Origin of the sequence: Flagellimonas sp. 389, assembly GCF_018449435.1 — a bacterium.
Lineage (GTDB): Bacteria > Bacteroidota > Bacteroidia > Flavobacteriales > Flavobacteriaceae > Flagellimonas.
On sequence record NZ_JAHCMU010000020.1, the window covers coordinates 1 to 20,318 of the forward strand.

Sequence of the window (20,318 nt, forward strand, 5' to 3'; positions counted from 1 at the left end):
TTTTTTCATGTGACAGTTAAAATTTAAAGTTAGAAAATTCTAATTTTAAGCTGTCCTATTTTAAGGGAAGCTTACATTTTTAGGGAAGGCTACACTTCTTTGTGGACTTGGTTAGGACGAGAAGTGGAAAATTACGTTCCTTTCGCAATTAGTGGCTTTGGCGAATTGTTTTATTATCGAAAACTAACTGAAATAGATGAAGATATTTGTATGATAGATATTCAATATCGAAAAATAGAAACAATCGTTTGGAACCTTGAATCTTTTTTTGAAGATTTTCTAACAAATGAAGAAGACAGGGAAGAATGGTTAAAGGAATCATTATTTGAAAAGGCAATAGCAGAACTTGGTAATTTAAAAGAAAACGAAGTATTTACGTTCACACCTGTTTTGGCAATGGGTGGAAATATGGAAACGAAGTACTTAAAAAAGGGAAATGCACAAATCTATCAAGATATTGTATTTCAAATGACAATGTAAAAAGTAAACAGCCAGGTATAAACGGCATTGAAACGGTCGTTTATACCAACCGTTGTAGAACATAAAATAAATCACATCATGAAAAAAACATCATTCATATTAATATGCTGTTTTGCCTTTATCATTGTAGCAGCACAATCGAAATCAGAAAATTTTCAATCCGATCCTAAACTTGTACTTGGAGAAGTTTTTAGAGCTGCTAATAAACAAGATTATTCAAATCTTAATACGCTATGTCCCCCGAATAAAACAAATGATGGAGACACCCAAAGATATATCTGTGATATTGCTTCTTCTTCGGAACAGACGATAAATGAATTTATAAGTTATTTTAAAAATGCACGAGTTTCAGGAGAGGTTACATACTTTTTATCTTCAGACGGAACTGAAATGGCAAAAGTCCCGTTCTGGTTTAACCACCCTAGTGGTGAAAGTCGAAGCAACGAAACCATGAATATGGTTAAAGTAGAAGGCAAATGGTACTTATCAAGTTTTTAATTTAAATACGTTCTGTACTTGGATTAAAAAACTCCTTAAATCCACCTTCTGTTACAAAAGAATCATTAATTAGTCATAATTGAAATAGCCCAACAAAATCAAGAACCATTTGGAAAATCAAGGGAGACTTATGATATTGAAAACCAAATAACCAATCGACCATCATAAATGAAAGCTGTTCTCTACCAAAAATATGGTCCTCCCAGTGTTCTTAAAGTAACAGCGATTGAGAAACCTATACCAAAAGACCATGAAATTCTTGTCAAGATTCACGCTGCCACAGTTACTTCCGGGGATGTAAGGCTCCGCAGTTCAGATTTCCCTACTTTATTTTGGCTACCAGCAAGGTTGATTTTTGGACTTTTTAAACCCAAAAAGAAGATTCTTGGCCATGAATTGTCCGGAGTAGTTGAAGAAAAAGGAAAAGACGTGACCCGTTTTAACATTGGTGATGAAGTCTTCGGCACGACTACAATGCTTGGTACCGGTTCTTATGCTGAATATATTTGCTTGCCCGAGCAATGGAAACATGGCGTTGTCGATGTAAAACCTACTAACCTCAGTTTTAATAAAGCTGCTGCTTTGCCCATTGGAGGCATGACCGCGCTGTTTTTATTGGAAAAAGCAAAAATCTCCAAAGGTAAGAGCGTATTGGTCTATGGTGCTTCTGGAAGTGTAGGCAGCTATGCCGTTCAAATCGCAAAAAGCTTTAGCTCCTCCGTTACCGGAGTGTGTAGTACTTCAAACATTGATATGGTGAAATCCCTTGGAGCTGACAAAACGGTTGATTATACACAAGAAGATTATGCTTTACTTGAAGAAACGTTTGATATTGTTTTTGATGCAGTTGGAAAGACCAGCAAATCAAAAGCCAAGAAGGTTTTAAAGAACAACGGTGTCTTTGTTTCCATTAAAATGCTGACAAAGGAAAAGAGCGAAGACCTCTTAAAATTAAAGGAGTTGGCAGAGGAAGGAAAAATAAAGCCCTTTATTGACAAAAGTTATCCACTTGAGGACATTGTAAGTGCCCATACCTATGTTGACAGAGGTCGTAAAAAAGGGAATGTTGTCATTGAAATAAAAGTGTAATACAAATTACTTTGAGAAAGATGGCCCGCAATCAAAAATTTATTGAGTACTTTGTAGTTACTTAAACACTTTTAAAAGTTTATGTCCATAACAGCCGTAATTTCATATTCGGATATTGTAAAATAGATAGTCATGTTCTTCAGTGGCTATCATCTTAACTTCGGATAAGCATCCGAAGCATTACTACTTATTTACATTTTCAAATAAAACATCAAATTGATTGTGTCTACTCTATTATTTGGGTTAGATAACATCTAAGAAGTGAACTTCAAAATGTTCCGAATAAACCCTTTGCTCACAATGTAAAGGAGAATTAGACACAATTTTTTAAAACATACAGAATATGAAACTAGAAGATTTTGGATACAACAAAGAAATCGAAAAACTAAGAGTTGATACTAACCTCAAAGATTTTGAAGTTGGGAGAATTATTGTACAACATAAAGAAAAGTACATTGTTAAAACAGAACGGGGCGACTTTGATGCAGAGATTACTGGCAACTTAAGATATTCGGCCAATGGCCCTGAAGATTTTCCTGCTGTGGGGGATTGGGTCGCTTTAGTAATTTATGATGCTTACATTTCAATAATCCATAAGATAATACCTAGGGTTTCTGTCATATCCAGACAGGCTATTGGTAAGCATGGTGATATACAAGTCATTGCTGCCAATGTTGACTTCGCGTTTATCGTTCAAGCTATTGATAGGGACTTCAGCATAAATCGCATTGAACGATATTTGACGATATGCAATTCATCTGAAATCAAGCCTATTATCATTCTCAACAAAATTGATTTGATAGCTGATATTGAATTACAACAGCTAGTTACCACCGTTCAAAAACGGATAAAACACATCCCCCTGGTTTGTTTGAGCAATACCTCCAAAAAAGGATTGAAAAAATTAGAGGCGTATTTATTCAAAGGCAAGACATACTGTTTTTTAGGTTCATCGGGAGTTGGCAAATCCTCTTTGATCAATAATTTAATTGGTAACAATGTAATGGCAACCAGAGAAATAAATGAGCGTATACATAGAGGAAAACATACCACCACACATAGAGAGTTACTCGTTACCGAAAAAGGGATTTTTATTGATAATCCCGGTATGCGGGAAATAGGTATTACAAGTTCCACAGATGGAATAACCGATTCCTACAATGAAATTTTCAGCTTGGCCAAACAGTGTAAGTTTTCGAATTGTAAACATATCGATGAAATTGGATGTGCAGTTTTAAAGGCCCTTAATTCCGATAAACTTAATTTATCATCTTATCAGAATTATTTAAAAATGGAAAAAGAGAAGGAACACTTTGAATTAACCGTTTCTGAAAAACGAAAAAAAGATAAAAAATTTGGAAAAATGATTAAAAACATCAAGAAACGGAACAAGTACTAATGTACGTTATCCCACAAAGAAACAGCGGTTCAGAAATAAACTTGGACCGCTTTTTTTGAATATCATAAAACTTTTGATAAAGTATTACTTGATTATCTTCAAATTAATGACCTCCTGCTCCGTTAAATGGCGCCAATGGCCTCTTGGCAGGTCCTTTTTGGTCAACCCAGCAAAAATAACCCGGTCAAGTTTGGTAACATGGTAATCCAAATGTTCAAAAATTCGTCGAACAATACGGTTACGCCCGCTATGGATTTCAATGCCCACTTCTTTTTTTGGCGCTCCCTGTATATAACTAACATCATCGACCTGTACCTTACCATCCTCTAATTCTAAGCCCTCTTCTATTTTTCGCAAATCGGCCAAAGTAAGATTTTTGTCCAAGTGCACATGGTAGATTTTCCGAACGCCATGTGTTGGGTGCGTTAGTTTTTTGGTAAGATCACCGTCGTTGGTGAACAATAAAAGTCCGGTGGTGTTCCTGTCCAACCGCCCTACGGGCAAAAGCCTGGATTTTGAAGCACTGGAAACAAGTTCCATCACCGTACGCCTGCCCTTTTCATCATTGGTGGTGGTAATGAAGTTTTTGGGTTTGTTCAGTAGTATGTATTCTTTCTTTTCTGGGTTTAGTTTTCTACCATCAAACCGAACATCATCCGTTAACTGAACTTTATAACCCATTTCTGTAATTACTTTCCCGTTTACGGATACGTTGCCCGCTGCAATATAAGTATCCGCCTCCCTACGGGAACATATTCCCGCATTGGCTACATACCTATTCAAACGCATTTCGTTGGGATTGCTATTTTTAGGAGGGGCAGCTTTTTTTCTGGTAGGATTGTAATTTTTGGAATACTGCTTCCGCTTGTCTCCGCTCGTTGTTCTATTCGAAGACTTCCCTTTTCGGTTATAGTCTGATTTCGCCATCAGTCATTAAATTTTTGCAAAGGTACATATTGCAAATCATCGGACAACGCTTTCCTTAAAATACCTGAATCGTATTTCTCAAGTAACCATTACCTTTGATATGCGCCTATAGTTAATCAAAATGAAAAAAATCATCCCTCTGCTGTTGCTTAGTACCCTTTCGCTAGTCGAATCTTTTGCCCAAAAAAAGGTATTGGACCATTCTGATATCAATCTTTGGAATACCGTGGAAGATGAGGCCATTTCACCAGATGGCTCCTATTCACTATACGATTTGGAAAAGGGTGAAAAAGATAATTTTTTGAAGATACAGGATTCCAAAGGCGATTTTCTTTTGGAATATGACCGTGGCAAAGAGGGTCATTTTACCTATGATTCACAATATGCACTCTTTACAATAAAACCATGGAAAGACAGCGTGGTTGCCCTAAAAAAAAGAAAGGTAAAAAAAGACAGGCTGCCGAAGGATTCATTGGGAATTTTTAACCTAAAGACGAAAAACCTTGTAAAAATAGGAAACATAAAAACGTACAAGCTGCCGGAAAAATGGTCAGGGTTTCTGGCCTATCAACTCGAAGACATCAAAAAAGAGAATACGAAAAAAGAGGAGGAAAAAGATTCCGTATCACCTATCGAAAAGAAAAAAGACAAACCCAAAAAGGTGAGCAAAAAGAATGGGTATCATTTGGTGCTTAGGAACCTTTCGACCAATACACAGGATACCATAAAGTTTGTGACCGATTATACTTTTGCCAAAACCGGTAAATGGTTTGCCTACACAACAACAGGCGAAACAAAAGATGCGAATGCCGGGGTCTTTGTCATTAATATGGAAACAATGCAGACCACTATGCTCCACGAAGCAAAAAAAGGAAAATATTTTCAGCTCAACTTCAGCGAATCTGGCAAGAATCTCGGTTTTATTGCAGACACGGATACCACAAAAATCCAGCTGCGCCCAAACGAACTTTTTCTTTGGCAAGAAGGCAAGGCTACTGCCGAAAAAATTGTGGACAATACCAGCGCGCCTGCTAATTATGTAGTTTCCAAACACGGAAAAATACATTTCTCCAGAGACGATTCCAAGTTGTTTTTTGGTCTTGCAAAGCCCCCTATTAAAAAGGACACTTCCTTATTAAAAGAGGAAATTGTCAATGTTGAGGTTTGGACGTATGACGAGCCCAAATTATATACTGTTCAAGAACTACAACTTAAGAATGATACGATACAATCATTTAAAACAGCCGTACTCCTTAAGGACAAACGGCTTGTTATATTAGCAGATAGCACCTACATGGATACCCAACTGGGAGATAATGGCAATGCCCCTTATGCTTTGGTACGTAACGCTACACCTTATGAACTGCCAAGTCAATGGACGGCGAGACGTTATTACGACTACAAGGTTATAAATACCGCAACAGGAGAGACACAATCGGAAGTAAAAAAAATGCCCCGTATGCGGCTTAGCCCCAAAGCAAAGTACGGTTATGGATATAGTAGGATAGACAGTACATGGTTCACCTATAATTTACAATCGGGCAACTATAGGCCCCTCACCAAGGATGCTGTGTTCTACAATGAAGAAAACGATTACCCCAATTACCCCAATTCCTATGGCGTTGCAGGTTGGACCAAGAATGATACGGCGTTATTGATCTATGACCGCTATGATATTTGGAAAATTAATCCAGAGACTGGCAGTCGGACTAAATTGACCAAGGGTAGGAAAGCCAAAACGGTATATCGTTATCTGCATTTGGATGAGGAAGAGCCCGCCATCGATTTTGACCAAAAACTCTTACTGGGCACCTTTAATGAGGTGTCCAAAGATGGGGGTTATGCTGAATACAATCCCAAGTCGAACACTGTAAAACAACTTGTTTCCGGACCGTACAGTTACGCAACACCAACAAAAGCAGCTCTTACCGATAAGCTGATTTTCACCAGACAGTCCTTTAAAGAATTTCCCGATCTACGTTTTACCGATCTTAACTTCAAAAAAGACATCAAGCTCAGTAATGCCAACCCGCAACAGAAAGAGTACAACTGGGGCACTATAGCGTTGGTAAACTGGATTTCATTGGATGGTAAAAAACTTACAGGCTTGCTTGTGAAGCCCGAAAATTTTGACCCCAACAAGAAATATCCCCTGTTGGTGAACTTCTATGAAAAAAGCTCGGATAGACTTCATAGGCATCGTCATCCCAGGGCTGAACGGTCTTCACTTAATTATAGTTTTTACACCAGTCGGGGTTACGTCATCTTTAACCCAGATGTGCATTACCGTATTGGTTATCCGGGGGAAAGCGCTTATAATTGTGTGATTCCCGGTATTACTTCCTTAGTTGAAAAAGGTTATATTGATTCGGACAACATTGGAGTACAAGGGCATAGCTGGGGTGGTTATCAGATTGCCCATTTGGTGACAAAGACAGATATTTTCAAAGCCGCAGAGGCAGGGGCTCCCGTACCCAATATGATCAGTGCCTATGGCGGAATACGTTGGTGGACGGGTCTGAGCCGTCAATTCCAATACGAGCATACCCAAAGTAGAATTGGAGGTACGCCATGGGAGTTCCCTACCCGATATATGGAAAACTCCCCTATTTTCAACATTGATAAAATAAATACTCCTTTATTGATCATGCACAACGATGCCGATGGTCATGTACCTTGGTACCAAGGCATTGAATTATTTGTAAGCCTACGTAGATTGGGCAAGCCATCATGGTTTTTAAATTATAACGAAGAACCGCACTGGCCCTTAAAGCTTCAAAATCGTAAAGATTTCAATATTCGATTGGCGCAGTTCTTTGACCATTTTTTGAAAGGAGAATCCAAACCAGCATGGATGCATCGTGGTGTTCCCCCTATGGAGAAAGGCATCAGGCAAGGATATGAACTTTTGGATGGGACCGACGAAGATTGATCTTCAAATTGGACTGTTGATTATTATTTTCGATTCACCGTTACCTACATTGGGCATGGAATAATACCCTATGGGTATCAAATTTTTTGTTATTGTCAGTTCGAGCCTTTCGACCGTGCTCAAGATGAAGTAAGTTCGAGAACATTGGCCCTTAAATTCAGGCTTTTACTTGAATCCATCAATTGATATGGTACAATCATTAGTTTAAATCAAATTTATATGTATAAATCCCCGAAATTTATTCGTTAAATAGTGAACAATCATGAAACGATTTTTTCGTTTGATGAGAACCATAAGAACCTTTACGTACGGCATGAAGTTTCCATTTTTAAAAAAACGAAAGTTCTGGTGGCGGTTTATTGCTGTTGCCATTCTATTACCCATATTGCTTCTGGGTGTTTTATTGCTCTACATTCACTATGCCCAAAACGATATCCTCCAAGATAAAATAGCGGATCTAAATCAACAACATAAGGGTCTAATTACCATGGACGATTCCAAATTATCACTGTTTGGGAACTTCCCATATATTTCCCTGAAGCTTTACGATTTAAAAATATATGAGACAAAAGCGGATAATGCGCCCACGGCTATCAATGTACACAATCTTTATGTTGGTCTTAACCTGTGGGACATCGTTAAGGGAAACTATGAAATACAATCGCTGTTTCTAAAGGAAGGAAAAATTGATATTGTTCTTCATGAAAACGGAACCAATAATCTTCAAAATGCTCTAAAAACTACCAGTGAAACAGAAGAAGGCGAGCCAATAAATCTACATCTCAAAAATATTAAGTTACAAAATTTCAACATCCTCAAGTTGAATGAAGCTACAAATACCGACATCGAAACTGTTATTTACTCGGGCAATGGTGGATTCAAGTTGGGCAAAGATTTTATTGCCGGCCATATCGATACCGAATTCCAATTAAACATATTCCAGGATAGCGAAAAAACCTATATCCATCATAAGCATTTTGAGTTACACACCGATGTGACTTTTAATGAAAAAACAGGAGTGCTTAAGATAAAGCCATCTGGTATTATCATGGAACACGGCAACTTTGACCTCCAAGGAACCCTCGACACCAAAAACAATATGGAAATCGACCTTACTGTCAAAGGGAACAAGCCCAATTTCGATATGTTCATTGCTTTTGCTCCTGAAGGCCTTATACCTGTTTTGGAACGCTACGAAAATGAAGGGGAAATTTATTTTAACGGTATAGTTAAAGGGCCACTTAGTGACGGAAAGATGCCGTTCATTGAAGCCACATTCGGAGCAAGTGAAGCTTTTTTGGAAAACATAGAAGAACGAAAGCGTATCAACGAAATGGGATTCAAGGGATATTTCACCAATGGTGAAGATCGTAGCATGAAAACGATGGAATTTTCCCTTACAGACATGAACGCCAAGTTGGAGTCCGGTAATTTTTCAGGCACTTTAGTTGTAAAAAACTTTGAAGAACCCGAAGTGGATATGCAGGTGAACGCCGATTTCAATTTAGCGTTTATGACCAAGTTTCTGAACATTACCGATATTGAAAATGTCTCAGGAAATGTGTTTCTAAAAATGCGATTTCACGACATTATCGATCTAGATCAACCGGAAAAAGCCATCAGCGACCTCAACCAGGCCTACTTTAGCGAATTAAAGGTGACAGATCTCCAGATTTCTTCGGCAAATTTACCTGCGCCACTAAAAAAGTTGGACATGCATCTTATCATGAACGGGAAAGATGCGGTACTTGATCAATTTGATATGCAGGTCGGGAATTCAGATTTGTCCATGACAGGAAACCTATCGGACCTACCTGCTATCGTCCACCATAAAGAGACCCCTGTGGAAGTACATCTTGATATTAAATCAGATGTTCTAGATATTGCCGAATTGACAGGATTTTCAGAGATAGATAAAAAAGGTATCAATGAAAAAATAGAAGATCTAAGTGCAGGATTTTCTTTTAAAGCTTCGGCCCAAGACTTTACGGAATCCCAATTTTTGCCTAGAGGAGAATTTTTTATTGATAGTCTAAACGCACGACTCAAATACTATCCCCATACATTGCATGACTTTCATGCAGATTTTCATATAGATGATAAAGACCTTAAGGTTGTGGATTTTACGGGTTACGTAGATGATTCCGACTTCCATTTAAACGGAATGGCACATGACTATGGATTTTGGCTAAAGGAGACACTCAATGGGGATGTAAAATTGGATGTTACATTAACTTCTGACTTACTTAGACTGGAAGATATTTTTTCGTACAAAGGCGAAAACTACGTACCCAAAGAATATAGGCACGAAACATTCGAAAAATTGACATTGCACGTGAATTCCAGCATGCACTACATAGATTCCATGTTGCATTCCATTGATGTGGACCTTGATAAACTAGATACCAAAATGCAACTACATCCTATGCGATTCCACGACTTTAAAGGTCGAATCCACTATGAGAATGAGCAGCTAGTAATCGAAAAGTTCCATGGGGAAATTGGCAGAACAGTTTTTGACGTGAACTTGAACTATTATCTGGGGGAAGAACAAAACGCCAAAAAGCGAGAAAACTATCTTGCCCTAAATGCAAACTACATTGATTACGATCAACTTTTCAACTTTGACACACAACCTCCCGCTCCTCATAAAACTACCAATACAAAAACTGCTGATGTCAAAGAGCATGCGGAAGCTTTCAATATTTACGAACTCCCTTTTACAGACATGCAGTTTGACATCAATATTGATCATTTTATACGCAATCGTATTGATCTAAAGAATATAAATGCAAGTATACGCACCACACAAAATCATTTTGTCTATGTAGATACGCTTAGCATGGATGCAGCAGGAGGCAGTCTTAACCTATCTGGGTATTTTAATGGTAGTGACCCAGACCATATCTATCTGAATCCCAATCTCACCCTTAACAATGTTGATCTGGACAAAATCCTGTTCAAGTTTGAAAATTTTGGTCAGGACCATTTGGTCTCAGAGAACTTGCATGGAAAGGTTTCTTCTCAAATCAACGGAAAAATTAGGATGTATCCTGATCTTGTTCCAGATTTGGACCAATCGGAAATACAGATGGATGTTCAAGTACTCAGTGGTCGTTTAGTGAACTACAAACCCATGTCCATGCTATCGGATTATATGGGCGATAAAAACCTTAAAAATATTCGTTTTGATACCCTTCAAAACCATTTGGACGTAAACCAAGGGCGCATCAACATACCGAACATGACCATCGAATCGACCTTGGGACACCTAGAAATATCGGGAACTCAAGATTTGGAAAACAATATAGCCTATAACATTAAAATACCTTGGAAGACCGTTAAACAAGCTGCCGTCTACAAGCTGTTCGGAAATAAGAAGAAAAAAGATTCCATTGCCGCGAACGACAAAATCATAGAGGTCGACCCAAACAGGAAAGTCAAATACCTCAACCTAAAGTTACACGGAAACATAGATGACTATAAAATCTCGTTGGGTAAGGGCAACGATAAATAAGCTGTTATTTAGTACTGATGATTTTGTCAATTGATATGACGGATTCATCAATTTGAGGTCAGGTTTGTAATCCTAAAAAGCTAACTTCACTTATCTTGGGGTATGATTCATTAAAACAAATTCATGTCCCTTTTATTGGGCGTAAGTTGAAACAATACATTGCAGATTGACAGAATATCCGAAAGACACAAAATTCAAATATAGTTGGAGAAAGTACCAACAACGAGTGCTTGACGAATTGCAAGACCACCTATCTGACCAACATCTACATGTAATTGCACCACCAGGTTCAGGTAAAACAGTATTGGGGCTTGAAGTTGCAATTCGACTTAATAGACCAACTTTAATTCTTGCACCCACAATCGCAATCCGCAATCAATGGATACGAAGATTTTGTGAACTTTTTCTTCAAACCAACTTGACACCTAATTGGATTTCGAGAGATATTCGCAATCCAGAGTTTATGACAGTTGTAACATATCAAGGGCTTCATGCAGCCTGTAATAATTGGAGAGTTGAAGAAGAAGAAATTGGTGAAGAAGAAACCGAAGAAAATGGAAACGGTAAATCCACCAACTCAGAACTTGATACTATTGTAAGTGGACTAAAATCTCAAAACATCAAAACTATTGTTGTAGACGAAGCTCACCATTTAAAAAGTGAATGGTGGCAAACGCTTATAAAAGTCAAAGAAAAATTAGCACCAGTAATTGTTGGCTTAACAGCTACCCCTCCCTATGATGTAACCGCGACAGAATGGCAACGCTACGTTGATTTAAATGGACCTGTTGATACTGAAATTTCAGTTCCCGAATTAGTGATCGAGGGGGATTTATGCCCTCATCAAGATTATGTTCATTTTACCTTACCAACAGAGAAAGAAAATCAAAAAATTATTGAATTCAGACAGAACATTGAAAAGCTTTTTCAGGAAATAAAAAAAGATGAAACCATCATCAAGGCAATTGAGCAACATCCCATTTGGCAAAATCCAACGGAGCAATTAGATTGGATCTATAATAATCTCTCCTATTATTCAGCTTGCTTAATATTTCTTAATGCCAACGAAAAAGAAATTCCTGAAATACATCTTGAAGTCATTGGCGACAAGAAGTTTAAAATTCCCAAACTTGATTATAAATGGATCGAAACGCTTTTAGATTTCTATCTCTATAAAGAAAAGGAATATTTCAAAGTTTTCGAAGAACATCAAAAAACACTGGAAAACCGATTAAGAAGATATGGAGCAATTGAAAGGCGGCAAATTAATTTTTCGCACAATAATAGAATAACAGGGTTTTTGACTTCTAGTATCAGTAAACTAAACGGCATCAAAAATATCGTTGATTTTGAATACAAACAATTAAGAAAAGATCTACGATTAGTAATTCTTTCAGACTTTATTCGCAAAGAATTTTTCATCAATGCGCCTGAAAACAATCTTGAACTGAACAAAATTGGCATCATTCCGATCTTTGAAAAATTAAGGCGGGAAAACAAGGACAATATAAGAATTGCTGTCCTCACAGGTTCTATCATTATTATTCCACTTAGAGCTTATGAGGCATTTGAGACAAAAGCAGCGAAATACGGAATTACCCAAATCAATTCAAGCCCTGTTCCTTTTGATAGTAATTATATTATAATTAGCCAAACAAAGCAACTCAAACACAACATTGTTCACATAGTAACCCAAATATTTCAGCTTGGAGAAATTGAAGTATTAATTGGAACGAAATCTCTATTGGGCGAAGGTTGGGACGCACCTGCAATCAACTCATTGATCTTGGCAAGTTTTGTAGGTTCATTTGTGCTTTCCAACCAAATGCGTGGCAGAGCTATAAGAACACAAAACGGGAATGACAATAAAACAGGAAACATTTGGCATTTGGTCTGTATTGATCCAACCTCGCCAGCGGGCGGAGACGATTTTGATCTATTAAAAAGGCGATTTAGAAGTTTTGTGGGCATTTCATTCAAAGAAGAGCCCGGAATAGAAAATGGAATTGGACGCCTAAACTTGTCAGTAAACATTTATCAAAAAGAAGAAGCGGAGAAAAAGAACGTTGAAATGTTCTCCTATGCAGGCGACAGAGAAAGTTTAAAACAAAGATGGAAAAAGGCACTTGAAACAGGCGTTACACTTGTTGAAGAGATTAGAATTCCATTTCCAGAGGAAAAGGATTACAAAGCTGTTAAGTCAATGTACTTGAATAAAACAATTGGCAACCTCCTTGCGACTTTAGGTTCGGGTTTAGTTGCTTTTGGTTTAGAAAATTTACAAGGGCTTGGCAAGGTAGCAAGAAACATAAAGTCTATGCAAGATCTGTATGTATTCCTTGCCGTTTTTGGAGCAGTTGGAATGGCAATTTTTGGCAGACTTACATTTAAGACATTAAGATTGTATTTTAAATACCGGGATATTTCAAAAGACATTCAACAAATTGGTGACGCACTCTTAAACTCCTTAATTAAAGTAGGAGTCATAAAGACAGACTATTCAAAATTAAAGGTAGAAACCTCAGTGGACAAGTGGGGAGCTATTTTCTGTCATTTAGAAGGCGGAACAACTTTCGACAAATCAACTTTTATAAATGCACTAAAAGAAGTAATTGTCCCTATTGACAATCCTAGATATGTAATCATCAGAAAGAACAAGTTTATATTGTTCATAAAACAAAAAGACTATCATTCTGTTCCTGAAATACTCGGACGAAATAAGAATTTAGCGGAATATTTTAAAAACCAATGGGAACGACTTGTTGGTTCTTGCGACCTGATTTTTACACGAACAATTGAAGGTAGAAAAATACTTTTAAAGTCAAGAGTAAAATCATTGGCAGCACAGTTTGATACAGAAGTGGAACATGTAAATAAGTGGAAGTAAAAAAACCTACGCCCGACTGCGGTTATACGTATTACGGGCAAAAGCGCTGACATCCATAATCAAAGAACCTTATTGACTTGGCTGCTCGAAGTATTTCCAGTTCTGGAAACCCTCAGAAATAGATTCTATCAATTTATATGACGAATTCATTAATTTGAGGTCAGGTTTGTAATTCTAAAAAGCTAACTTCACTTATCTCAAGGTATGATTCATTAAAACAAGTTCGTATCGCTTTTAGTTAGCAACAACCTAAAGAAAATGAAAATATACAGAAAATATTTTATCGCATTTGGAGTAATTATACTGTTACTTGTTGGATATTTTATTGCCAATAATATACTTTTTAATGGAGTAAGGTCAAGAGTGGTAAATGAGAATGGTTTTCAAGCAAATTATTTCGTTAAAGATGTTACCAAAAACAAAGCGTCAGTAGTTTTAATAGGTGGTGGTCAATGGGGTGATTACTGGGCAAAAGAATTTGCAAATAAAGAAATGGTCGGATTATCATTACCCTATACAAGAAAAGAGGGTTTGCCAAAATTACCAGAAGAAATTAATTTAGAATACTTTGAAAATGCCATTAAGTGGTTGGGAAATCAGAAAGAAGTTGACTCAAATAAAATAGTAATAATGGGAGCATCAAGAAATGCAGAGTTAGCATTAATAATTGCTTCAACATTTCCAGAGATTGTAAGCGGAGTTGTTGCCTATGCCCCAAGTTCTGTTTCTTGGTCAAATACAGTGCTACCATACAATTCAAATGAATTGAAACCAAGTTGGAAATATAAAGGAATTGATATTCCGTATATACCCATGAATAAAATTTCTGGAAACAACTCAGACAAAATTAAAATGATTGAATACTGGAAAAAAGGTTTAACGAAGACAGATTTGGTAAATAAAGCATTAATTAAAGTAGAAAAAATTAATGGCCCTATTCTGCTTTTTTCTGGAAATGATGATGCGGTTTGGCCATCATCAATAATGGCCGACATGATAGAAGAAAGATTAAAAGAGAATAATTTTGAGCATTCTTTTCAAAATATAAAATATGAAAATGCCGGACATTTAATTTCAAGCAATCCGGAGGAAAATTCAAATTTTAGGACTGGAACTATTAATATTGATGGAAAGAACTATGAGTACGAATACGGTGGAACTAATGAAGGAGATTATAAAGCCAAACAAGATGCCAAAATAAAGTTAATTGAATTTTTTGAAAAAATGTAAATTTAGCAAAATGTAGTTGCTAGCAACGTATATAGCATATTACCAAAATTTGGGAAACATTAAACTCTAACCTATTAAGAAAACTCAGTTACAACTGAACAAAATAAATAAGTGCTACTAAAAAAGTACTACAACATCTTAGAATCTCAAAATAATAGTATAGGGAAAAGTAGTTACTCATCTCCAAATTCAACCGTAGATTGTCGCTCCCTGTTTACCATTAACTTGGTAACATCGGGTCGGGAATAATGGCCTACGGGGTCAAAATTCTGTCGTTCCTCATAGATCCTATTAAAATCCAAAGTTTCATAAATCAGTCCTTCTTTATCTATAACAGGCTCTACCAGCCATTCCCCATCGGGGGCGGCAATTGCAGAACCTCCGTTTGCCAAAACTTTGGGAGCTTTCTCTAAGATTTTCTCTAAATGCGGGGTTGTTTTTGGAAAATCGGATGTCGCCATCAGTGATGATACCGAGATTACAAAGCTTCTGGATTCCCGAGCTATGAATCGGGTAATGTCCTTAGTATTGTGCAAACCACCCGGCCATACCGCTACATGTAAATTTTCTCCTTGTCCATATAAAGCTGCTCGTGGAAGTGGCATCCAGTTCTCCCAACAGTTCAATCCCCCAACGGTAAACTGTTTTAAAGGATGTACTTTGAGCCCGTTACCATCCCCCTGCGCCCAGGTCAAACGCTCATCATAGGTAGGTTGTAATTTGCGATGCACCGATTGTATCTCTCCATTTTGATCGATATAGACCAACGAGCAATATAGGCTATGCCCACCCCTATCCTTGGCACGTTCCATCATTCCCAGATACACTGCAATATTTTTCTCCTTGGCGATTCTACAAATGGCATCCAACTCACCAGCTTCAATCTGGATTGAATTTCTGACGTAATGTGCATGCAGCTCTTTATTCACTTTTAAGTCCCACGCAGCGCCTTCGGTATGTGCCAACCAAAAAGGGTATCCAGGTAAAAAAGCTTCGCCAAAAATAATGAGTTCCGCTCCGTTTTTTGCAGCTTCTTCAATTGAGTTTTCTATTTTTTCAAGCGTAGCCAGTTTGTCCAACCAAACTGGGGCAATCTGGGCCATTGCCACTTTTAAAAGATTTTCCATTATAAAATTCGATTTAAGACCAAATCAACATCGATCAACAAAATACTGAAAACACCCGCCACAATAATAAATTTTAGAATATTATGCAGCCAAACGTAGTGCTTTTTACCGCTGGCTTTCCATAACAGAATGATAAAAAGACCCAAAAGAAGAATACAGGCAAAAAAGAACAGGTACATATAGCCAACATCAAAAGTATTGATCAGTAAAAGCGAAGGAATAAGCGTCATCACAATCAACGATCCAATAATTAGCTTAGAAATCCTCACTCCATATATGATTGGAATGGTTTTATAGTTTTGTGCCATATCGCCAGCCATATTTTCCAAATCTTTGATCATTTCCCGAGCCAAAATCAATAGGAAGAGAAAAAGGGCATGTACAAAAATTACGGTCTGAAAATTTGCATAGTAGACGAAAACGACAAAAAAGGGAGCTATGGCCAATGAGGCCGAAACCAAATTGCCAATAAATGGAATACGCTTTAATTTATGCGAATACAACCAGATTCCAAAAATATAGGCCGAGAAGAAAAATACCGCTCTAAATGATATATAACTGGCAGCCACAGCAGCCAAAAAATTGAGGATGAAATAGGTTGTCAATTTAAATCGTTGGCTTACCAACCTGTCCAGCATACTCTTTGTTGGCTTATTGATCAAATCTTTCTCGGCATCGTAGAAGTTATTGATGATATAACCGCCCGCTATTGCCAATGCCGATGCTGTCACGATCAAAAAAAGATTAATGTCGAAAACAACCTCTCGCAAAGGCAAATCTGGAGATAAAATATAAATGGAAGCTAAATATTGTGCCAGGGTAATCATTAGAATGTTATATCCCCGAACCACGGAAAACAAACTCAATAGCTTAAACAGCAGGAGTTTATTTTTTCTAGTAAGCATGTGATACGATTAGAAGTTGTACACCACTTCTAGGTTATGACCTTGCAATGTTTTTTTGGCTTTTTCCAAATCTTGTGTAAAGCCAAGAATGTAACCACCACCACCTGAACCGCAAAGCTTCAAATAATAATCATTGGTCTCAATACCTTTTTGCCAAAGTTGGTGGAACTTAGCTGGAATCATAGGCTTGAAATTGTCAAAAACTACGTTGGAAAGCTCTTTCAAGTTACCAAAAAGGGATTTTACATTTCCATTTAAAAAATCCTCTACACAGGCATCCGTGTGCTTTATGAATTGGTTTTTAAGCATGCTACGAAATCCTTCCTGCTTCATTTTTTCCATGAAAATCTGAACCATTGGCGCGGTTTCACCAGTAATGCCACTGTCCAATAAGAAAACTGCGCCTTTGCCCTCCTTGTTTTGGGATGGAATGCTTGCAGATTCTATATTGTCCTTAGAATTTATAAGGATTGGTAAGCTCAAGTAACTGTTCAGCGGGTCTAGACCAGAAGACTTACCGTGGAAAAAGGATTCCATTTTCCCAAAAATCGCTTTAAGTCGCAAGAGTTTTTCTCGGGTCAGGTTTTCGAGAACGGTTATTTTATCGGTTGCATATTTATCGTAAATAGCCGCAACTAACGCCCCACTACTGCCAATGCCGTAACCTTGGGGAATGGAACTGTCAAAATACATTCCATGGTCAACATCTGCCTGAAGTGTTTCCAAATCAAAAGAGACCAAGTCTTTCTCTTCTTGTTCCAATTTTCTTAGATATCCGACATACTCTTTTAAACTCTCATTTGACTTTTTTGCAGAAGCCGAAGTGTTATCATCGGTCTTTAAGGCTCCCTTAAAAAAATTGTAGGGAATAGAGAGTCCTTTGGAGTCTTTAATAATTCCGTACTCTCCAAAGAGTAAAATTTTAGAGTAAAATAACGGCCCTTTCATGTTATATTTATTCGTGAAATTCCATTTTGTTTAACATATTTCAAAATAAAGATAAACAAAATTGATGTTCAAAATTCAAAACTTTCAATTAATTACGTTTATTTGAACGCCAATACTTTCTTTTCAGTGTATTAGACGTACTAAATCAACGTAACTTTCTTGCACCATCGCCAATTCGGTCGCAAATATAATGTCCCTTCTCGCAATGCACAACTAATTCATCCTGAATAAATTGAATAACTTTTTCTTTCACCGATTCAGGATATAATAGATGTACATTGGCGCCTGCATCCAACGTAAAACATAACGGTACTTTTGTTGAAGCCCTATAACTCCATATTTTATTGATGATTTCCAAGGTATCTGGTTTCATAAGGATAAAATAAGGCATGCTTGTCATCATCATTGCATGTAGGGTCAGTGCTTCGCTTTCAACAATTCTTATGAAGTTATCCAAGTCCCCATTTTCAAAAATAGTTTTCAGTTTATCCAAATTTTCATGGGCTTGGGCAAAACGTCTTTCGGCATACGGATGGTCGTGCATTAAATTATGCCCAACAGAACTACTTACTTGTTTTTGTCCTTTGTGCACCAATAAGATGGTATCATGAAAATTCTTAAAAACAGTGGCTATTTTAAAGGGATACCGTACTCCGTACAAATCGGAACTTTCCTCGATAGCGGCATATTTGCCCCATTGAATTAAATCCCCTTCGATACTTCTGCCCGCACTTCCCGAGCCCAAACGTGCCAAAAAAGAGGCTTTCTTTTTAAAAAAATCCTCGCTCATACTACCATTCAACTTTTTTTCAATGTCCATAAGGCATAGGGACAAGGCGGCCATTCCACTTGCAGAAGAAGCTATTCCGCTACTATGGGGAAAGGAATTTGATGTTTCAATTATGAAGTGATACGATTTTAAGAAAGGAAGATACTTTTCTATGCGTTCAAAAAAAGTCTGAATCTTCGGCTTAAAATCTTCTTTGGGTTTTCCTTCAAAAATTAAATCAAACGAAAATTGCGGACTATCACCTTCCTTTTTGGTATATGAAACCGAGGTCGTCGTTGCACAGGCATCGAGCGTAAAGCTAATGGATGGATTAGCAGGGATCTGATTGGCCTTTTTTCCCCAATATTTGACCAAAGCAATATTACTGGGCGCTTTCCATGTAACTTTTCCCTCTGAAGGTAAATCGTTATAACTTTTGGACAGAAAGTCTTTTTCGGTCATTGAAAAATATTTGGGCAAATATAAGGTGCAAGCTACGATACGAGAAATAGGTACAAATAAATTCTTATTTTAGAGGGAATTGCACTTACCATGAAAAAAAAGATTATCAACATTTCAATTTCGGTTATCATTTGTCTGCTTATTGGTTTTTTATCCAGTTTTGCAACGCAAAGTTCGGTTAATGATTGGTACTTAACCTTGAGCAAACCCAGTTTCAATCCGCCTAATTGGCTATTTGCTCCTGTTTGGACCCTACTCTATATTATGATGGGGGTTTCGGCAGGAATCGTTTGGTCCAAAGGGTTCCATCATATTTGGGTAAAAACGGCCCTGTACCATTTTGGCTTTCAATTGCTCTTTAATGCCTTGTGGAGTATTGTTTTTTTTGGACTGCAAAGTCCATTTTGGGCACTCTTGGTCATTCTTACGCTTTTAACACTAATCATCTTGACCATGAAATGGTTTAGCGTGGTAAGTAAAACAGCCGCAATTCTGCTGGCCCCTTATCTGCTATGGGTTGGTTTTGCAACACTCTTAAATTATAAAATCTGGGAGTTGAATTGATTATATGTCATCAACTCTTTTCCACCATTACAATCAATTTTTGCATTGTTTTTAAATTACGGGTCGTAGCTTCAACTTTAAGTTTCCGTTCAATCAAGTTGTTGTTCAATTTTGCATTGCCATACCCTTTTTTACAACAGAGATAGACGCATGTGTCAGTAATATGAAAGTCTTCATGCACGAATTGCTCAACTTTGAATTTCTCTTTCAAAACTTGTTCGGGAGGTTGTTTAAGTAAGACAAAATATATGCTGTTCTCTACTAATTCGTTGGCAAATGGATTAGAATCCAAAATTTGCTTTAACGCTTCTCCAGTGGTTACCAAAGTTGGTACACTAAATCCAAAATCGGCCAAAATAACTTTGTGAATGGTTTTTTCAAGTTGCTTAACGCTGGTCTTTTCACTTTCAAAAACAACATTTCCGCTCTGTATATACGTTGTTACTTTATGAAGACCGTGATTTTCTAGCGATTGTTTTAAATCGGCCATTCTAATTTTCTTTTGGCCGCTTACATTAATTCCCCTAAGAAGTGCTACATAGGTTTTCATCAGCTACAATTTTTCTTGAATAAAATTACTCCGA

The 20,318-nt window shown here is 37.3% G+C and carries 15 protein-coding genes; 9 read left to right on the top strand and 6 right to left on the bottom strand.

Features of this window, described 5'->3' with window-relative positions:
* Positions 1 to 99: 99 nt before the first annotated feature.
* The 4 genes from KIM67_RS16180 (at position 100) to rsgA (ending at position 3,466) form a co-directional block, all read left to right on the top strand.
* Positions 100 to 480 (top strand): DUF1851 domain-containing protein, encoded by a 381-nt coding sequence (locus KIM67_RS16180; protein ID WP_213832598.1) that lies wholly within the window; start codon positions 100 to 102, stop codon positions 478 to 480.
* 78 nt (positions 481 to 558) lie between these two features.
* Positions 559 to 978, top strand: a complete 420-nt coding sequence (locus KIM67_RS16185; protein ID WP_213832599.1) for a hypothetical protein — start codon at positions 559 to 561, stop codon at positions 976 to 978.
* Positions 979 to 1,146: 168 nt separating this feature from the next.
* Positions 1,147 to 2,067 carry an NAD(P)-dependent alcohol dehydrogenase gene (locus KIM67_RS16190; protein ID WP_213832600.1) on the top strand — a complete coding sequence of 307 codons (921 nt, stop codon included), beginning with the start codon at positions 1,147 to 1,149 and terminating at the stop codon, positions 2,065 to 2,067.
* A 343-nt stretch (positions 2,068 to 2,410) separates the two neighbouring features.
* A complete protein-coding gene (gene rsgA, locus KIM67_RS16195; RefSeq protein ID WP_213832601.1) occupies positions 2,411 to 3,466 on the top strand; it encodes a ribosome small subunit-dependent GTPase A in 1,056 nt (351 codons plus the stop codon).
* Positions 3,467 to 3,550: 84 nt separating this feature from the next.
* Here rsgA and KIM67_RS16200 read toward each other — a convergent pair whose 3' ends face one another.
* Positions 3,551 to 4,393, bottom strand: coding sequence for a pseudouridine synthase (locus tag KIM67_RS16200; RefSeq protein WP_213832602.1), 843 nt, complete (start codon positions 4,391 to 4,393; stop codon positions 3,551 to 3,553).
* A gap of 121 nt (positions 4,394 to 4,514) precedes the next feature.
* On the opposite strand from KIM67_RS16200, the gene KIM67_RS16205 reads away from it, so the two are divergent.
* The 4 genes from KIM67_RS16205 to KIM67_RS16220 all read left to right on the top strand — a co-directional run bounded on the left by KIM67_RS16205 (position 4,515) and on the right by KIM67_RS16220 (position 14,959).
* Positions 4,515 to 7,325: a S9 family peptidase gene (locus KIM67_RS16205; RefSeq protein ID WP_213832603.1), complete on the top strand. Its 2,811-nt coding sequence runs from the start codon at positions 4,515 to 4,517 to the stop codon at positions 7,323 to 7,325.
* Positions 7,326 to 7,587: 262 nt separating this feature from the next.
* On the top strand, positions 7,588 to 10,842 hold the full coding sequence (locus KIM67_RS16210; RefSeq protein WP_250149294.1) for an AsmA-like C-terminal region-containing protein: 3,255 nt from the start codon (positions 7,588 to 7,590) through the stop codon (positions 10,840 to 10,842).
* Positions 10,843 to 11,008: 166 nt separating this feature from the next.
* Complete coding sequence (locus KIM67_RS16215) at positions 11,009 to 13,729, top strand: DEAD/DEAH box helicase family protein (RefSeq protein ID WP_213832604.1); 2,721 nt, start codon at positions 11,009 to 11,011, stop codon at positions 13,727 to 13,729.
* 258 nt (positions 13,730 to 13,987) lie between these two features.
* The gene (locus KIM67_RS16220; RefSeq protein ID WP_250149295.1) at positions 13,988 to 14,959 is read left to right on the top strand and encodes an acyl-CoA thioester hydrolase/BAAT C-terminal domain-containing protein; all 972 of its coding nucleotides are present in this window, start codon (positions 13,988 to 13,990) and stop codon (positions 14,957 to 14,959) included.
* A 173-nt stretch (positions 14,960 to 15,132) separates the two neighbouring features.
* On the opposite strand, the gene KIM67_RS16225 is transcribed toward KIM67_RS16220, so the two are convergent.
* From KIM67_RS16225 to KIM67_RS16240, 4 genes are all read right to left on the bottom strand, one after another.
* The gene (locus KIM67_RS16225; RefSeq protein ID WP_213832605.1) at positions 15,133 to 16,086 is read right to left on the bottom strand and encodes a carbon-nitrogen hydrolase family protein; all 954 of its coding nucleotides are present in this window, start codon (positions 16,084 to 16,086) and stop codon (positions 15,133 to 15,135) included.
* Positions 16,086 to 16,991, bottom strand: a complete 906-nt coding sequence (locus KIM67_RS16230) for a geranylgeranylglycerol-phosphate geranylgeranyltransferase (protein ID WP_213832606.1) — start codon at positions 16,989 to 16,991, stop codon at positions 16,086 to 16,088. The genes KIM67_RS16225 and KIM67_RS16230 overlap by 1 nt, the downstream gene beginning before the upstream one ends.
* Before the next feature lie 9 nt (positions 16,992 to 17,000).
* A complete protein-coding gene (locus KIM67_RS16235) occupies positions 17,001 to 17,939 on the bottom strand; it encodes a mevalonate kinase (RefSeq protein WP_163417633.1) in 939 nt (312 codons plus the stop codon).
* A gap of 145 nt (positions 17,940 to 18,084) precedes the next feature.
* On the bottom strand, positions 18,085 to 19,170 hold the full coding sequence (locus tag KIM67_RS16240; protein WP_213832607.1) for a diphosphomevalonate/mevalonate 3,5-bisphosphate decarboxylase family protein: 1,086 nt from the start codon (positions 19,168 to 19,170) through the stop codon (positions 18,085 to 18,087).
* Positions 19,171 to 19,260: 90 nt separating this feature from the next.
* On the opposite strand from KIM67_RS16240, the gene KIM67_RS16245 reads away from it, so the two are divergent.
* The gene (locus tag KIM67_RS16245) at positions 19,261 to 19,734 is read left to right on the top strand and encodes a TspO/MBR family protein (protein WP_213832608.1); all 474 of its coding nucleotides are present in this window, start codon (positions 19,261 to 19,263) and stop codon (positions 19,732 to 19,734) included.
* Between the two features lie 10 nt (positions 19,735 to 19,744).
* Here the strand turns inward: KIM67_RS16245 and KIM67_RS16250 are convergent, their stop codons facing one another.
* Complete coding sequence (locus KIM67_RS16250; RefSeq protein ID WP_213832609.1) at positions 19,745 to 20,284, bottom strand: DUF1697 domain-containing protein; 540 nt, start codon at positions 20,282 to 20,284, stop codon at positions 19,745 to 19,747.
* Positions 20,285 to 20,318: the final 34 nt, after the last annotated feature.

Excerpts from the sequence above, each read along its gene's own strand:
- KIM67_RS16185 (WP_213832599.1), top strand. The coding sequence starts at position 559 with ATGAAAAAAACATCATTCATATTAATATGCTGTTTTGCCTTTATCATT.
- KIM67_RS16190 (WP_213832600.1), top strand. The coding sequence starts at position 1,147 with ATGAAAGCTGTTCTCTACCAAAAATATGGTCCTCCCAGTGTTCTTAAA.
- rsgA (WP_213832601.1), top strand. The coding sequence starts at position 2,411 with ATGAAACTAGAAGATTTTGGATACAACAAAGAAATCGAAAAACTAAGA.
- KIM67_RS16200 (WP_213832602.1), bottom strand. The coding sequence starts at position 4,393 with ATGGCGAAATCAGACTATAACCGAAAAGGGAAGTCTTCGAATAGAACA.
- KIM67_RS16205 (WP_213832603.1), top strand. The coding sequence starts at position 4,515 with ATGAAAAAAATCATCCCTCTGCTGTTGCTTAGTACCCTTTCGCTAGTC.
- KIM67_RS16210 (WP_250149294.1), top strand. The coding sequence starts at position 7,588 with ATGAAACGATTTTTTCGTTTGATGAGAACCATAAGAACCTTTACGTAC.
- KIM67_RS16220 (WP_250149295.1), top strand. The coding sequence starts at position 13,988 with ATGAAAATATACAGAAAATATTTTATCGCATTTGGAGTAATTATACTG.
- KIM67_RS16225 (WP_213832605.1), bottom strand. The coding sequence starts at position 16,086 with ATGGAAAATCTTTTAAAAGTGGCAATGGCCCAGATTGCCCCAGTTTGG.
- KIM67_RS16230 (WP_213832606.1), bottom strand. The coding sequence starts at position 16,991 with ATGCTTACTAGAAAAAATAAACTCCTGCTGTTTAAGCTATTGAGTTTG.
- KIM67_RS16235 (WP_163417633.1), bottom strand. The coding sequence starts at position 17,939 with ATGAAAGGGCCGTTATTTTACTCTAAAATTTTACTCTTTGGAGAGTAC.
- KIM67_RS16240 (WP_213832607.1), bottom strand. The coding sequence starts at position 19,170 with ATGACCGAAAAAGACTTTCTGTCCAAAAGTTATAACGATTTACCTTCA.
- KIM67_RS16245 (WP_213832608.1), top strand. The coding sequence starts at position 19,261 with ATGAAAAAAAAGATTATCAACATTTCAATTTCGGTTATCATTTGTCTG.
- KIM67_RS16250 (WP_213832609.1), bottom strand. The coding sequence starts at position 20,284 with ATGAAAACCTATGTAGCACTTCTTAGGGGAATTAATGTAAGCGGCCAA.